Origin of the sequence: Pantoea sp. Ap-870, from assembly GCF_011752515.1 — a bacterium.
In the GTDB taxonomy this organism is placed as follows: domain Bacteria; phylum Pseudomonadota; class Gammaproteobacteria; order Enterobacterales; family Enterobacteriaceae; genus Pantoea; species Pantoea dispersa.
Window position 1 is genome coordinate 105,692 of sequence record NZ_VWXG01000007.1, and the last position, 15,470, is coordinate 121,161.

Sequence of the window (15,470 nt, forward strand, 5' to 3'; positions counted from 1 at the left end):
CGGCCTGAAAAGGGTTAGTACTTACGCGCCTGTTGAATATGCTGATTGAGCTTGTCGGCCACCTGCTGCGTCCGCTCTGAGGTGGAAGCCTGCGCCACGCCGACGTGCCACCAGCTGAAGTATTTGTGCACCATGGTTTTTGGCAGCACTTTGATGTCAATCAGGGTCGAAACCGTCTGCTGCTGCGCATCTTCCAGCGCCGCCTTCAGCTGCTCCAGCGTGGTGACACGGTAGGTTTTACAGCCGTAGCCGGCGGCTATCGCCGCGAAATCAACCGGCACGAAGCCGCCATCCAGCTTGCCGCCCTGCGGATTACGGAAGCGGAACTCGGTGTTGAAACTGTCCATGCCGTGTTCCATCTGCAGGTTGTTGATGCAGCCATTGGTCATGTTATCCAGCAGGATGACGTTGATTTTCGCCCCTTCCTGAATCGAGGTGACCAGCTCGGAGTGCAGCATCATGAACGAGCCGTCACCCACCATGGCGTAGACTTCGCGCTGCGGCTGTGCCAGCTTCACGCCCAGCGCGGCATTCACTTCGTAACCCATGCACGAGTAGCCGTACTCAACGTGATACGCGTTGTAATCTTTGGTGCGCCATACGCGCTGCAGGTCACCCGGCAGACTGCCGGCGGCGGCGACAATCACCGCATCCTTTGGCAGCTGTTCGTTTAAGGTGCCCAGCACGCTGCTCTGCGTCAGCACCGACTTTGTCAAACGCTCAAACTCGGCGAACAGCGCGGTGCGATCGATGTGGTCAGCGATTTCCGGAATAAAGTCATCGGTGTTGAAAGTGGCGGCGTACACGCGCTGCGTCTCTTTCAGCAGCTTGCTCTGCGCCTGTTCAATCTGGCCACCCCAGTGATTCTCAAAGCCGTTCAGTCCGGCTTCCAGCGCGGTTAATCCTTCGCGTGCATCCGCCAGCAGCTGCACGCCATCCAGCTTGTAGCTGTCGAAGTTGTTGACGTTAATGTTGAGGTAGCTGATTTCCGGATGCTGGAAGATCCATTTTGAAGCCGTAGTGAAATCGGTATAGCGCGTACCAATACCGATCACCAGATCGGCCTCTTTGGCCAGCAGGTTCGCCGCCAGACAGCCGGTTTCACCCACGCCGCCCACATTCAGCGGATGGTCGGAAACGATGGTGCCTTTGCCGGCCTGCGTTTCGGCAAATGGAATATTGAAACGCTCGGCAAAGCTCAGCAGCGCCTGACCGGCATCGGAGTATTTCACGCCGCCACCCACTACAATCAGCGGCTTGCGCTTACGCGCAATCAATGCCAGCGCCGCGTCCAGCTGGGCCGCCGTCGGCAGACGCCGGTCAAGCAAATGCACGCGTTTCTGGAAGAAGTATTCCGGGAAATCCCAGGCTTCGCCCTGCACATCCTGCGGCAGCGCCAGCGTTACCGCCCCGGTTTCCGCCGGATCGGTCAGCACGCGCAGCGCATTGATACAGGCGGTCATCAGCTGTTCCGGACGGCTCACGCGGTCCCAGTATTTACTCACTGCGCGGAAGGCATCGTTGGTGCTGATGCTGAGATCGTGACTCTGCTCGATCTGCTGCAGCACCGGGTCCGGCTGGCGCGTGGCGAACACATCGCCCGGCAGCAGCAGCAGTGGAATCCGGTTGGCTGTTGCCGTGGCTGCCGCGGTAATCATGTTGGCGGCACCCGGTCCGACGGAAGAGGTACAGGCAATGATTTGACGGCGCAGCGACTGCCGGGCAAAACCGATGGCAGCGTGCGCCATACCCTGCTCGTTACGGCCCTGATACACCTGTAAATCGCCGCTGTCCTGCTCCAGCGCCTGGCCGAGGCCGAGCACATTGCCGTGGCCGAAAATAGCAAAGATGCCGTGCACGAATTTGGTTTCAACGCCGTCAACGTTCAGGTACTGGTTATCCAGAAATTTCACCAGCGCCTGTGCGGTAGTCAGTCTGATAGTGCCCATATGCTTCTTCCTTTACATGTGGTACCCGCTCAGGGGGTACGACGCGATTCGGGTCGGCGGTGAAAACGCGCCCGACGCTAAGTGAAACGTGTGGCGATTATAAACAAATGTTTTTTCCATTAAACCTGATTACAGAAGAAACATTTCATTTTGCGATGAAGATCAAATTCGGCGCTGAAACGCGGGCGATGACGGGACGGGATGACAGCAAAGTGAAACAGCCTGCTATGCCTCAGTCATCATAACGAAATTTCATTTCACGTCAGCAGCTTCCTCTCATCCGTCATCATTTCCTGCGAGCTGGCTCACAAGCCAGAGCACCCGCGAAACGGGCAAGCCGTAAAGGGCGGGAAAGGTAGCGGCACCAGAGTTTTACCTGGCTCACAAAATCGCGATGGATGTTTCATTTCATATTGTGTTTGGAATTTTTATTCCTCATACTGCCCACATAGCCAGTCAGGCACCCTGAGACCCCGGAAGCATTGCGCTTGATAGTGGGCGGCAGCGCCCGCCGTGTCTGCTTATCACAGAAGGAAACCATCAGTATGAGTACACAACAGAAGCGGCTTGATGTGATTTGTATTGGACGCATCGCCGTCGATCTTTACGGCCAGCAAATTGGCTCGCGCCTGGAAGATATGACCAGCTTTAACAAATACCTCGGCGGCTCTTCCGGCAACGTAGCTTATGGCACCGCGATTCAGGGGCTGAAGTCGGCGATGCTGGCACGCGTCGGTGACGAACACAATGGCCGCTTCCTGCGTGAAGAGCTGCAGCGCGTGGGCTGCAATACTGACGGGCTGATCACCGATAAGCAGCGCCTGACCGGGCTGGTGATTCTCGGCATCAAAGACGAAGAGACCTTTCCGCTGATTTTCTATCGCGACAACTGTGCGGATATGGGGCTGGTTCCCGAGGACATTCGCGAAGAGTTCATTACCTCGTCCCGCGCCGTGGCGGTAACCGGCACCCACCTGTCGCATCCGGACACGCGGGCGGCGGTGCTGAAAGCGCTGGATATCGCCCGGCGCAACGGCCTGCGCACCGCGCTGGATATCGATTATCGCCCGGTGCTATGGGGTCTTACGTCACTGGGTGACGGTGAAACGCGTTTCATCGAATCCGGCCAGGTGACGCAGCAGCTGCAGGAAGTAGTGCACTATTTCGATCTGATCGTCGGAACGGAAGAAGAGTTCCATATCGCCGGTGGCAGTACCGATACGCTGACCGCGCTGAAAAATGTACGTAAGGCCAGCAGCGCCACGCTGGTCTGCAAACGCGGGCCGCTGGGTTGTGTGGTGTTTGAGGGCGAGATTCCCGATAGCTGGGAACAGACGCGCCTGCACAGCGGCGTGCGCGTTGAGGTGCTCAACGTGCTGGGCGCCGGCGATGCGTTTATGTCGGGCCTGCTGCGCGGCTGGCTCAACGATGAGAGCTGGGAGCAGGCGTGCCGCTACGCCAACGCCTGTGGCGCGCTGGTGGTATCCCGTCACGGCTGTGCGCCGGCGATGCCAACGAAAGAAGAGCTGGACGATTTCCTCAGCCGCGATAACGCGGTGAAACGCCCGGATCTGGACGCGCGCCTCAATCATCTGCATCGCGTTACCACGCGTAAGCAGCAGTGGCCGGAGCTGAATGTGTTCGCCTTTGACCACCGTAAACAGCTGGCCGATATGGCGCGCGAAGCGGGCGTCAGCGAGGAGCGCATTCCGCAGCTGAAGCTGCTGCTGCTGCAGGCGGCACAGGAGGCGGCTAACGAAGCCGGTCTCAATGAGAAGAGTGGCATCCTGGCGGATACCACGTACGGCCAGAAAGCGCTCAACGCCATCACCGGCAAGCACTGGTGGATTGGGCGGCCCATCGAGCTGCCGAGCTCACGACCACTGCGTCTTGAGCACGGCAATATTGGCTCTCAGCTAGTGGACTGGCCGGCCGAACACGTCGTCAAGTGCCTGGTGTTTTATCATCCCCATGACAGTGCTGAACTGCGTAAAGAGCAGGACGAGCTGGTTCTTGACGTGTGGCGCAGCTGTAACAAAAGCGGGCACGAGCTGCTGCTGGAAGTGATTCTGCCGGAGAGCAACCCGGACCGTAACGAGTCCTACTATTACGACATGCTGAGCCACTTCTATAGCCTGGGCGTGCAGCCGGACTGGTGGAAGTTACCACCGCTGACGGCGGAGAGCTGGCAGGCGATCGGCGAGCTGATTGAGCAGCAGGATCCGCACTGTCGCGGCATTCTGTTACTCGGCCTTGATGCGCCGGAAGAGAAGCTGAAAGCCGGCTTCGCCGCCGCCGCGCAGGCGACGTGGGTGAAAGGTTTTGCCGTCGGTCGCACCATTTTTGGCCAGCCGTCACGCCAGTGGCTGAACGGTGAGCTGGATGATAAGGCGCTGATTGAGACCGTGAAAGGCAATTATCTGCGCCTGATTGGCTACTGGCGCGCCGCGCGCGGCTGACGGATTTGAAGAGGATGTACTGAGAAGCGGCCTGACGGGCCGCTTTTTAGTGTGTTGCGAGCGGATGCCCTCACCCCAGCCCTCTCCCACCGGGAGAGGGAGCCGTTCAGGCAGGTCGTTAAGCATTGTACCAGCCCTGTCAGACCGATCAGACCGCTCCGGACTGTTCCCTCTCCCGCCTGCGGGAGAGGGTTAGGGTGAGGGCAAGCCCTCAACCCCCTGAGTTTTGTGAGGCAATTCATAAACCGATGAAATAGCCTTCACGATAGCGTCAAACAAATGAAATTTTCCATCCATCTGGTACTATAGCGCTCATTATCCAGCCATATTTCCTTTTCTGACGGGCCGAAGTAATGACCAATAACCCAACGCAATTAACCTTGTTACAGGACGATATCCGTCGTCGCTACGAGACGCTGAGTAAACGCCTGAAGCAGGTGGCTCGTTATATCCTTGATAACAGCAACAGCATCGCGTTTGATACCGTCGCCTCTATCGCCCAGCAGGCGGATGTTCCGCCCTCCACGCTGATCCGCTTCGCCAACGCATTCGGCTTTAGCGGCTTCAACGAAATGAAACAGGTCTTTCGTCAGCACCTGATGGAAGAGACCGTGAACTATACCGAACGGGCGCGCCTGTTCCGCCAGACGGCCACCGACGACAGCGCCAGCTCACCGGAGAGCCCGGTGGAGATCCTCAACGTCTTTACCATGGTCAACAGCCAGGCGCTGCAGCAGCTGGCGATGCAGGCGAATCCCGACCAGCTGAACAAAGCGGTGAAGATGCTCAACGAGGCGGAGAACATCTACATCATCGGTCTGCGCCGCTCGTTCAGCGTGGCCTCGTATCTGGTGTATGCGCTGCGCCATCTGGAGCGTCGCGCTTTTCTGATTGATGGCCTGGGCGGCATGTTCACTGAACAGCTCAGCATGGTGAATCCGAAAGACGTGGTCATCGCTATCAGCTACTCGCCGTATGCGCGCGAAGCGGTGGAACTGGTGGAGCTGGGCGCTAAACGTGGCGCGCATCAGATCGCCATCACCGACAGCCAGGTCAGCCCGCTGGCAGCGTTCAGCGATGTCTGTTTTGTGGTGCGCGAAGCGCAGGTGGATGGCTTCCGCTCGCAGGTGGCCTCGCTGTGCCTGGCGCAAACCCTGGCGGTGTCGCTGGCGCTGAATAACAGCAGCAGCGAATAAACCCCGGGTACCGAATGGAACAAAGGCAGCCATCTGGCTGCCTTTTTTATCTGTGCGCATCAGTGAATGCGTGTGCCGTTTAACCTGGTGCGCATTTCCGGCGACCGCGCGGAGACCCGATTAACGGCGCGGATACTGCTCACTGTTCACCCAGGCGTGATCCTTTTCCCAGGTAAATTTCCACAGCCGTACCGGCCCGGCCATCACGTTCAGATAATAGTTATCGTAACCGGCCAGAGTCGCCACCGGATGATACCCGCGCGGCACCGTTACCACATCGCGGTTATACGGGGCCATACACTCGTCGAGCGAACGGTCGTCGGTGTAGACGCGCTGCATGGCGAAACCGGGCTCAGGATCGAAACGGTGATAATAGGTCTCTTCCAGATAGGTTTCGTCCGGGCTGTCCTTCTCATCGTGCTTGTGGCTGGGGTACGAACTGGTCGCGCCCTCGTCGGTATACACCTCGACCACCAGCAGGCTGTCGGCCGGTTGATTATCCGGCAGAATGTTATGCACCAGGCGCTGGTTGCGCCCTTTGCCACGGTGCTCCACGCCTACATCCTGCGGTGCAATCAGCCGCGCCGGCAGATTGCCACTGCCCGGCGCACTGCATACCGCCAGTTCCAGATCGCTGTCGGCAGTGACTTCAACCTCATCATGATGCGGCACGTAAACCGAGTAAGGCGGCGTGCGCTCAAACGGCGACAGGCGCTTACCGATGCCAGGGAATTCTGCGTCGCGGGTTTTCACCGACGCCAGACCGGCCACCAGCACCAGGCACAGCTCTCTCTCGCCGCTGCTTAACCGCAGCGTCTGGCCCTTTTTCAGCAGATAAGCGTCAAAGCCCACATATTCCCAGCCGGCGCTCTCGGGCGTCACGTGCTGGATACGCCCGTGGCTGTCCGGCTGCTGCACTTTTGAAATCAGTGACATCCTGTTTCTCCTGTTGCGCGACATTAACCCAGCGTTGGCATACTGAATTCAGAAACGGTCTGCTGACCGCTCGGCCAGCGCACGGTCGCCGTTTTCATGCGGGTGTAGAAACGCACCCCGTCCGGACCGTGCACGTTGAGCGCACCAAACACTGAACGCTTCCAGCCGCCAAAGCTGTGGAACGCCATCGGCACGGGCACCGGCACATTGACGCCCACCATGCCCGCTTCCACGTTGTGCACAAATTCACGGGCAGTATGGCCGTTGCTGGTGAAGATGGCGCTGCCGTTACCAAATTCGTGGCTATTCACCAGCTGCAGCGCGCTGTCGAAGTCGCTGGCGCGCATGATGCTCAGCACCGGTCCGAAAATCTCTTCGCGCCAAATCACCATCTCCGGCGTGACGTTATCGAACAGCGTACCGCCAACGTAGTAGCCCTCTTCATGGCCCGCGACTTTCACGCCGCGTCCATCAACCACCAGCGTCGCGCCTTCCTGCTCACCTTTGTCGATGTAGCCCAGCACTTTCTTCTGGTGCGCAGCGGATACCACTGGCCCCATTTCATTCTCTTCGGCACCCTGCTGCATGCCCGGCCCCACGCGCAGCGCTTTGATCAGCGGCGTCAGGCGCGAAATCAGTTTATCGGCTGTATCGTCGCCAACCGCCACCACCACCGGCAGCGCCATGCAGCGTTCCCCGGCAGAACCGAAAGCACCGCCCATGATGGCGTTCACAGTGGCATCCAGATCGGCATCCGGCATCACAATGGCGTGGTTTTTCGCGGCGCCGAAGGCCTGCACGCGTTTGCCATGCGCGCTGGCGGTTTTGTAGATGTGCTCGGCCACGCCGGACGAGCCAACGAAGCTGACCGCCGCGATGCGAGGATCTTTATACAGCTGCTCGGCGTCTTCGTTTGAGGAGTGCACCACGTTGAACACACCATCCGGCAGCCCCGCTTCTTTCAGCAGTTCAGCCATGCGTACCGAGGCAGAAGGATCGAGCGCCGGCGGCTTCAGCACAAAGGTATTACCGCACGCCAGCGCGATGGGGAACATCCACAGCGGCACCATCGCCGGGAAGTTGAACGGCGTAATGCCCGCGACCACGCCCACCGGCTGCATCAGCGAATAGCTGTCAACGCCGGAACCGACGTTCGGTGAGTTTTCCCCTTTGATCAGGTGCGGAATGCCGCAGGCAAATTCGATCACCTCGATGCCGCGCGTCAGCTCACCCAGCGCATCGGACCAGACTTTACCGTGCTCAGAAACAATCAGCGCCGCCAGTTCATCGCGATGTTTTTCCATCAGCGCTTTGAAGTTGAACATGACGCGGGCACGACGCAGCGGCGCCGTTTTCGACCATTCCGGAAACGCCGCATGGGCGACCTCAATGGCCTGCGCCACTTCTGCCGCCGTGCTTTGCGTCAGTTCGCGGATCACTTTGCCGGTCGCCGGATCGTAGACCGGAATGGTTTCGTTGCTGGCGCTGTGCGTGATTTTGCCGCCGATAAAGTTTCCTACGATAGTCATGTCGTTGCCTCTTTGATGTGTAAGGTCCCTGCAGGCCGCGGGTCAGTCTGGGTCGCGCCCGATCAGGCAATACGGAAAGCGTGCTATGAAGCTATTACAGTGAAATAAATTTTTCAAATAGTTCTTTTTGGAAAATTTACTTTTAGCGGCCTGGATCGCATTTTTCCGCCAGCGTTAGCGGACTGGTGTAAAGTGCGGGCCTGATGACAATGCCGATGCTGCCTGCACCCGTAATCAGCAGCAGGGAGATTGGCAGGACGATCAGTCAGCGAGAGGGTCAGCGCCGGAGCGTAGCTGGATGAAACGAAATATGAAATTTTTGCGAGGCAGATCCAATATCCGTTATTTCATAATTCAACTAAAACGAAATAAATGTTTTCTTTGCAGCATCTGCAGACAATGCGATGTGAAACGAACCCTTATCTGTGTCTTAGCGACACGCTTTTGTTAGTGTTGGCCTCGGTCGGAGGCCTTTTTTTCACCTGTTCCCCCACCCCATGCGTGATTGCAGCAGCGGATTACCCGGTGCGCATCAATGCGCGCTCTGTCATGCTGTAGGGGCGCCATTTATGGCGACCTGGACGCAGCGTCCTCGGCTGGCATCCCAGCCTGACGCTTGATCATCCGCAGGGTACAAAGCAGCGCAAATCCCACCAGCAGCGCAGTCAGCAGATACACCAGCTGTACGCCGGCGAAGCTCATGATAAAACCCGCGATCGGACCGGTGATGCCGAGCGACAGATCCATAAACGCAGTGTAGGTGGCCAGCGCGCTGCCCTGGTTCTGCTGCGGTACCACTTTGACTGCGACCACACCAATCGCCGGAAAAACCAGCGAGAAACCGGCGCCGGTGAGAAAAGCGCCGAACTTCGCCATCCACGGATCGAACGCGCCCGCCACCAGCAGCAGGCCAATCGCCTCGACGGCAAAACACAGGCTGGCGACGCGCAGCCCGCCGAGCTTATTAATGGCATTGGGAAACAGCAGGCGCATGCCGACGAACGCAGCGCTGAACAGCGTCAGCGCGAAGGCGGCACCGTCCCAGCCCTGCTCCTGATAAAACAGGGTGATAAAAGTGGCGATCACGCCAAAGCCCGCCGAGCCCATCGCCAGCAGCAGGCCAAAACCGTACACCTTACCGAGCACCGCGCGGAACGGCAGCGGTTTGGCCTTGCTGCCTTTCACCGGTGCACGGGGCAGCGCCAGCACTATCGCCAGCACGCTGATGGCGATAATCACGCTGGAGAGCAGCAGCAGGCCGCCGCTGCGAAAGATCATCACCCCAAGCGGTGCGCCAATCGCCATCGCGCCATAGGTGACAATGCCGTTCCAGGAGATCACCCGGCCAATATGCAGCGAGCCGACTTTCGCCACGCCCCACAGCGAGGTGCCGGTGCCGCAGAAACTCTGCCCGACGCCCAGCAGCACGCGCCCGAGGCATAGCAGCGCGAGGCTGAGCACTTCCTGCTCCTCTATCAGCGCCGACAGCAAAATACACAGTCCGCTCACCAGGCTGCCAAACAGCCCAAGCACCACCACTTTTTTGGGTCCCCAGCTGTCGGCATAGCGACCGGCATGCGGACGGCTCAGCAGCGTGGCGACATATTGCAGGCTGATCACCACGCCGGCCCAGAAAGCGCTGTAGCCCAGGCCGTCATGGACAAAGCCCGGCAGCACCGCCAGCGGCAGGCCAATGGTCAGATAGGTGGCGAAGTTGAACTTCACGATGGAGAGAATCTGTAAATTCAGACGAAAACGGCTGTATTCGGCCGCGGCGGGCTGGTCAGGCATGAGTGATTGCGCTCGTGTTTGACGGAATTTTTATAGCTGAAGCTTTACTATACGCCTTTTCTCGCCGTGCGCACCGTCGATTAGCGGCGGGCTGATGGCGGTATCTCCGGCGGTGCTTATCGGGTTCGCTTCGCTTACTCCTAAACAAACAATTACTTACTGGCGTTCAACTACACTTTCCACAGCGAACCACCATTCAGGAGAGGGAATGAACGAAAAGCCACAGGAGAAAATTGGCCAGAACATCCTGGTCAAGCTGGCGATGTTAGTGATTATTCTGGCGGGCATTCGTGCCGCGTCAGATATTCTGGTGCCCTTCTTACTCGCCAGCTTCCTGGCGATTGTGCTTAATCCGCTGGTGACCCTGCTGATGCGCCGGGGTCTGCGGCGCGGCGTGGCGATCTCGCTGGTGATCACGGTGATCTTCATTGTGATGCTGCTGCTGGTCGGGGTGCTGGCCAGTTCGGTAAGCGAGTTCAGCGATACCTATCCGCAAATCCGCAGCCTGCTGGAACAGAAGCTGACGGTGCTGCAGCATTTCGCCGCGCAGTTTCATATCAATATCTCCACCAGCGCACTGGCGGCACGGCTCGATCCCAATGTGATTATGAACATGGCTACCACGCTGCTGGCGCAGTTCTCGGGTGCCATGACCAATGTGGTGCTGTTGATTCTGACCGTGGTGTTCATGCTGTTTGAGGTGCACCATCTGCCGTACAAACTGCGCAATGCGATGATGAATCCGCAGATCCGCATCGCCGGATTGCACAAAGCGCTGAAGGGCGTCACGCACTATCTGGCACTGAAAACGCTAGTCAGCCTGATTACCGGGCTGGCGGTGTGGCTGGTGCTGATGCTGCTGGACGTCAAATTTGCGCTGTTCTGGGGCGTTGTCGCCTTTATCCTCAATTTTATCCCCAATATCGGCCCGATTATCGCCGGTGTGCCGCCGTTTATTCAGGCGCTGGTGCTGAATGATGTGTATGACGCCGTGCTGGTGGCGGCGCTGTTCAGTGCCATTCACATGGTGTTTGGCAATATGCTGGAACCGCGCCTGATGGGACGCGGGCTGGGACTGTCAACGCTGGTGGTGTTTCTGTCGCTGATTTTCTGGGGCTGGCTGCTCGGTCCGGTCGGGATGCTGCTGTCGGTGCCGCTGACCAGCGTCACCAAAATCCTGATGGAAACCACGCCGGGCGGCAGCCGGTTGGCGATAATGCTGGGTAATGGCCGCCCCAAACCGCGCCTGCGCGTCAAAGCTAACCGGCCCGCGCCGCGCCCGTAACGTCTTATCACGCCACGATGCCAGACGATCCGTTTTTGCCGATCGTCTGGCAACTTCCCTGCGCAGTGACGCTGCCGCCGTATGGCGTCAGCGCGCATCGCCATGCCTGATGATTCTGGCGCAACATTCTTACTCATCCCGTGCCACAGGCTTTTTCCTGCCGGGAAATGCCAGTAACGGCAAAACATTGTCAATAAACGCAAAGCGCGAACCATAATTGACTTGTATCAGATTGGTGGAAAATCAAAACGCTAACATGCACGGCCGCGGGAAAGTGTTATGCTGCTGACGCCGTAACGCGCTCCCTGAATGCTGCTTAAACCGACCGAGGAAAGTCTGGTGCCTCTGCAAAAACGACAACGCGATTTTGGCTGGCTGTTGATTGTCTGTGCCGGGTTATTACCGCTGGTGCTGGGCATATTTTGCACAGCCATTGAGGCGCGCCATACGGTCAGCCAGCAGCAAATTGCCACCGCCAATGCCCTGCTGACGCAGGCAGAAAAGATGAGCGACAGCGCCTGGGACATGGTGACCCGCCTGCGTCAGTACCAGAATCGTCGCTGCGCCGATATTGATGAAGATTTGCAGCGCGCCGGCACCCTTAACGCCTACTTCCGCTCGATTGGTACCCTGCAGGGCAGCGAAATCACCTGCTCGTCGGCTTACGGGCTTCAGCACGACACGCTGGCCGGGATGATGATGCAGTCGCCGCCGGTGACCGGCAAAGCCTGGTGGAGCCTGTCGATTCGCGGCACCTCCGGCGTACCGGATCGCCCGGCGGTGATTTTCGTGCGTCACCTGCCGGACAGCAGCGGTTTCTGGGCGGTGATTGATGGTCAGTATCTGATGGACTTCATGCGCGCCATCGGCGAGTCGAACCGTTATCAGATGAGTCTGCGCTTCAACGGCGGCAGCCCCATCGCCAGCGGTCCGGACGACCAGCCAGAGCTGCTGTACCTCAGCAGCGCCAACTATCAGGCGGAGTCCAGCCGCTATCCAATCAGCGTCAGCGTGACGGTACCCGCCGCCGAGCTGATCAAAGCCTGGCGTCAGGCGCTGCTTATTTTCCTGCCAATGGCCGCCATCTTTTCGATTTTGCTGATGGTGCTGACCGCCAACTGGCTGCGCCGCCGCCTCTCATGGGCGGATGAAATTCGCCGGGCGATACGCAACCGTGAGTTCACGGTGCACTATCAGCCGGTGTACAGCACCGGGATTCAGCGCTGCACCGGTGCGGAAGCGCTGATGCGCTGGCAGCGGCCCAACGGCGAAATGATCCGCCCGGATATCTTCATCAGCCATGCCGAAGCGGAAGGCATGATTGTCCCGCTGACCCAGCATTTGCTGGCGATGATGGCGGAAGATATCCAGAGCTGGCAGGTTGAACCGGGCTTCCACATTGGCTTTAACCTCGCGGCTGAGCATCTGCAACACCCCGATTTTGTGCAGGACATGATGCGTTTTGCCCGCAACATCCGTGACAAACAGATGCTGATCACGCTGGAGCTTACCGAGCGCAGCCTGATTGAGGACGGCGACGCGGTGTCGCGCAAGCTGCGCTATCTGCAGTCGCACGGCATGAAGGTGGCGATTGACGACTTCGGCACCGGCCACTGCGCGCTCTCCTATCTGATGACCTTCCCGCTCGATTACCTGAAGATTGACCGCGGCTTTATCAACGCCATTGAAGGACTGGAGATCGAAACCCCGGTGCTGGATGCCATCATCAATCTGTGCCACAAGCTGCAGCTCGAGGTACTGGGTGAAGGGGTAGAAACCGCGTTGCAATTTCAGTATCTGCAGCAGCGTGGCGTGGTGTTTATTCAGGGCTATTATTACGCCCGTCCGATGGACAATAACCAGCTTCGCGCCTGGCTTAATCAGCAGGGGCGCCAACCGCTTCCCGTTGAGGACCACCATGAGCCTGAACTGCATCATTCTTGATGATTATCAAAATGTTGCCCTGTCGCTGGCCGACTGGGCATCGCTGCAACCGCAGGTAAAAACTACCGCGCTGCACCGCCACTACGCCGACGAAGATGAACTGGTCGCTCACATCGCGCACGCCGACATTCTGGTGGTGATGCGCGAACGCACCCCGCTCAGCGCCCGGCTGATAGGCCGCCTGCCCAATCTGAAGCTGATTGTCACCTCCGGCATGCGCAATGCCTCAATCGATCTGCACGCCTGTGCCGAACGGCTGATTGCGGTGTGCGGCACCGCCAGTAGCAGCGCGGCGCCGCTGGAACTGAGCTGGGGGCTGCTGCTCGGTCTGGCACGCCATATTCCGGCGGAGAGCCAGGCGCTGCGCAGCAACGGTGCGTGGCAGCATACGCTGGGCATGGCGCTGCATGGCAAAACCCTCGGCCTGCTTGGGCTGGGCAAGATTGGTGGTGAGATGGCTAACGTGGCGCGCGCCTTTGGCATGCGCGTGTGCGCCTGGAGCCAGAACCTGAGCGAAGCACGCGCAGCGGCGTGCGGCGTAGAGAAGATGGCTTCGCTGCCGGCGCTGCTCAGGGCGAGCGATGTGGTATCGATTCATCTGGTGCTGAGTGAGCGCACCCGTCATCTGCTGGACGGCGCGGCGCTGGCGCACATGAAGCCGGGCGCGCTACTGATTAACACCTCGCGCGCCGGGATTGTCGATCAGCAGGCGATGATCAGCGCGCTGCAGTCTGGTCAGCTGGCGGGCGCCGGGCTGGATGTCTTTGAACAGGAGCCGCTACCGGCCGATCATCCGCTGCGTCAGTTGCCGAACGTGCTGGCAACACCGCATCTGGGCTACGTCGCCGACACCAATTACCGCACCTACTTCAGCGAGGCGGTGGAAGATATTGCTGGCTGGCTGCACGGCGCGCCGCTGCGCTCGCTGCTTTAAGCCCCCGGCGCGTCGACAGCACCAGGGTTAGCTGTGGCAGTACAGGCGCGGCAGCCCGGCATAATTAATCATCTGGTCGCCATTGGGCAGCTGGTACATCTGGTAATAATCGTTATTGCCCTCGCGCGCTGGCGAAAACACGATCTGCGCCGCCAGCGCGGGCGGTACGGTGTCGTCTGCCAGGATACGTACGTTGCGCGTGGTGCTGAGCATGAAATCGCCCTGGCGGCGCCAGGTGGTATCGGATACGCGATGCAGGCGATAGTGGCGATCGCGTACCGTGACGGTGCCGGTCAGCGTTGAGCTGCCGCTGCCGTCCGCCTTAAAGCGCGTGCGAATAGTGGCATCAATCGCGCCAGCCGGCGCGCCTTCATGATCAATACGATACGGTACTTCACACCACTCCGGTACCGGTTCTGCCGGCCGCAGCAGCAGCGCCAGCGCCCACGGCAGCACAAAGGCCAGCACCACCGCCGTGGTGATTATCGCTTTACGCATCGGGTATCTCCTGCGCGGACACCATCCATGAAATACATTCGTTGTCCTTCTGCGCGATCGGTTTGGCGCACAGGAAGGTGCTGGAAAAGAGTCGGGTGCGCACCGGGTTGATGTACACCATCGGCGGCGCTGAGCCATCCGGCAGACGCGGTTGCCACTGCCGATAGCGACGCAGCGCGTCCTGCACCACCCACGAATCGGCTTTCAGGTGGCTGGGGATAAACACCTGGCTGTTCTGAATGCGCAGCAGCGGCCGGAAATCCAGCGCATCGTGCTGCACCGGCGCAAACATCTGGCGTGCCAGCAGCGCCAGCGCGACATTCACCAGCAGCAGCGCAACGATTACCCAGCGCAGCACAGGCCGCTTTTTCTTTACGCTGGCCGGCGCGGGCGCAGGTTGCGGACTGACCACCGCTGCCGCTGGCGCAGCCACCGGCTCATCGCTCAGCGGCGCCACATCGACCTGATCGGCCAGCACGCAGCCAATCAGCGGTACCTGATGCACCAGCGGCCCCGGCGCGTGTGCCAGCTGCGCCTGCTGATTGATGGCGGCAATGGTGGCCGTCAGGCGTTCGGCGAACGGTGTGTCGCTGGGGACGCGCTGGAACAGCGCATGCAGGGTCTGGTTGCGCACCAGTTTGCCATCCGCATCAATCACGCGCCGCAGAATAGCGGTTTGCAGCGGCGTCAGTGCCACGCGGTGCGCGGGCGACTGCACCGGGAAGAGGACCTGCTGGTCAACGTCAAAACAGAGACTTTTTGCAAATAAAACAAAGCGTGCCATGCGGCGCCCGATCTCCGGCAGAGAAACTGGCGCAAGTATAGATATTTTCGCTCGCCCGCGCATCTACGCTGCGGCCTGCGTCGCGATTCAGACAATTTTTTTGCCGCGATTGTGGACCAAAACGGCCATAGTTTTAGCCAAAAAATAGCCAGTTATTGGCGGAAA

General features: G+C 59.2%; 11 protein-coding genes. 5 read left to right on the forward strand and 6 right to left on the reverse strand.

The annotated features are described in order from the left end of the window. Positions 1-14: 14 nt before the first annotated feature. On the reverse strand, positions 15-1,949 hold the full coding sequence (gene iolD / locus F3J41_RS17330; protein WP_104189576.1) for a 3D-(3,5/4)-trihydroxycyclohexane-1,2-dione acylhydrolase (decyclizing): 1,935 nt from the start codon (positions 1,947-1,949) through the stop codon (positions 15-17). Between the two features lie 545 nt (positions 1,950-2,494). On the opposite strand from iolD, the gene iolC reads away from it, so the two are divergent. Together iolC and F3J41_RS17340 are read left to right on the forward strand one after the other, a co-directional pair. Continuing rightward, positions 2,495-4,408, forward strand: a complete 1,914-nt coding sequence (iolC, locus tag F3J41_RS17335) for a 5-dehydro-2-deoxygluconokinase (RefSeq protein WP_021507392.1) — start codon at positions 2,495-2,497, stop codon at positions 4,406-4,408. Between the two features lie 353 nt (positions 4,409-4,761). After that, positions 4,762-5,604: a MurR/RpiR family transcriptional regulator gene (locus tag F3J41_RS17340; RefSeq protein ID WP_136546530.1), complete on the forward strand. Its 843-nt coding sequence runs from the start codon at positions 4,762-4,764 to the stop codon at positions 5,602-5,604. A 120-nt stretch (positions 5,605-5,724) separates the two neighbouring features. On the opposite strand, the gene iolB is transcribed toward F3J41_RS17340, so the two are convergent. From iolB to F3J41_RS17355, 3 genes are all read right to left on the reverse strand, one after another. After that, on the reverse strand, positions 5,725-6,540 hold the full coding sequence (gene iolB, locus F3J41_RS17345) for a 5-deoxy-glucuronate isomerase (protein ID WP_058759327.1): 816 nt from the start codon (positions 6,538-6,540) through the stop codon (positions 5,725-5,727). 23 nt (positions 6,541-6,563) lie between these two features. Then, a complete protein-coding gene (locus F3J41_RS17350) occupies positions 6,564-8,069 on the reverse strand; it encodes a CoA-acylating methylmalonate-semialdehyde dehydrogenase (protein ID WP_021507389.1) in 1,506 nt (501 codons plus the stop codon). Positions 8,070-8,636: 567 nt separating this feature from the next. Beyond that, positions 8,637-9,860 (reverse strand): MFS transporter, encoded by a 1,224-nt coding sequence (locus F3J41_RS17355; RefSeq protein WP_058770953.1) that lies wholly within the window; start codon positions 9,858-9,860, stop codon positions 8,637-8,639. A 208-nt stretch (positions 9,861-10,068) separates the two neighbouring features. On the opposite strand from F3J41_RS17355, the gene F3J41_RS17360 reads away from it, so the two are divergent. The 3 genes from F3J41_RS17360 to F3J41_RS17370 all read left to right on the forward strand — a co-directional run bounded on the left by F3J41_RS17360 (position 10,069) and on the right by F3J41_RS17370 (position 14,023). Beyond that, positions 10,069-11,145, forward strand: a complete 1,077-nt coding sequence (locus tag F3J41_RS17360) for an AI-2E family transporter (protein ID WP_058759330.1) — start codon at positions 10,069-10,071, stop codon at positions 11,143-11,145. 339 nt (positions 11,146-11,484) lie between these two features. Then, positions 11,485-13,089 (forward strand): EAL domain-containing protein, encoded by a 1,605-nt coding sequence (locus F3J41_RS17365; RefSeq protein WP_058770992.1) that lies wholly within the window; start codon positions 11,485-11,487, stop codon positions 13,087-13,089. Further along, on the forward strand, positions 13,064-14,023 hold the full coding sequence (locus tag F3J41_RS17370; RefSeq protein ID WP_166711881.1) for a D-2-hydroxyacid dehydrogenase family protein: 960 nt from the start codon (positions 13,064-13,066) through the stop codon (positions 14,021-14,023). The genes F3J41_RS17365 and F3J41_RS17370 overlap by 26 nt, the downstream gene beginning before the upstream one ends. A gap of 27 nt (positions 14,024-14,050) precedes the next feature. Here the strand turns inward: F3J41_RS17370 and F3J41_RS17375 are convergent, their stop codons facing one another. Beyond that, positions 14,051-14,521, reverse strand: coding sequence for a hypothetical protein (locus tag F3J41_RS17375; protein WP_021508122.1), 471 nt, complete (start codon positions 14,519-14,521; stop codon positions 14,051-14,053). Continuing rightward, positions 14,514-15,305: a hypothetical protein gene (locus F3J41_RS17380; RefSeq protein ID WP_058774975.1), complete on the reverse strand. Its 792-nt coding sequence runs from the start codon at positions 15,303-15,305 to the stop codon at positions 14,514-14,516. The genes F3J41_RS17375 and F3J41_RS17380 overlap by 8 nt, the downstream gene beginning before the upstream one ends. Positions 15,306-15,470: the final 165 nt, after the last annotated feature.

Coding starts and splice junctions, on each gene's coding strand:
- iolD (WP_104189576.1), bottom strand. CDS start 1,949: ATGGGCACTATCAGACTGACTACCGCACAGGCGCTGGTGAAATTTCTG.
- F3J41_RS17360 (WP_058759330.1), top strand. CDS start 10,069: ATGAACGAAAAGCCACAGGAGAAAATTGGCCAGAACATCCTGGTCAAG.
- F3J41_RS17340 (WP_136546530.1), top strand. CDS start 4,762: ATGACCAATAACCCAACGCAATTAACCTTGTTACAGGACGATATCCGT.
- F3J41_RS17370 (WP_166711881.1), top strand. CDS start 13,064: ATGAGCCTGAACTGCATCATTCTTGATGATTATCAAAATGTTGCCCTG.
- iolC (WP_021507392.1), top strand. CDS start 2,495: ATGAGTACACAACAGAAGCGGCTTGATGTGATTTGTATTGGACGCATC.
- iolB (WP_058759327.1), bottom strand. CDS start 6,540: ATGTCACTGATTTCAAAAGTGCAGCAGCCGGACAGCCACGGGCGTATC.
- F3J41_RS17380 (WP_058774975.1), bottom strand. CDS start 15,305: ATGGCACGCTTTGTTTTATTTGCAAAAAGTCTCTGTTTTGACGTTGAC.
- F3J41_RS17375 (WP_021508122.1), bottom strand. CDS start 14,521: ATGCGTAAAGCGATAATCACCACGGCGGTGGTGCTGGCCTTTGTGCTG.
- F3J41_RS17355 (WP_058770953.1), bottom strand. CDS start 9,860: ATGCCTGACCAGCCCGCCGCGGCCGAATACAGCCGTTTTCGTCTGAAT.
- F3J41_RS17350 (WP_021507389.1), bottom strand. CDS start 8,069: ATGACTATCGTAGGAAACTTTATCGGCGGCAAAATCACGCACAGCGCC.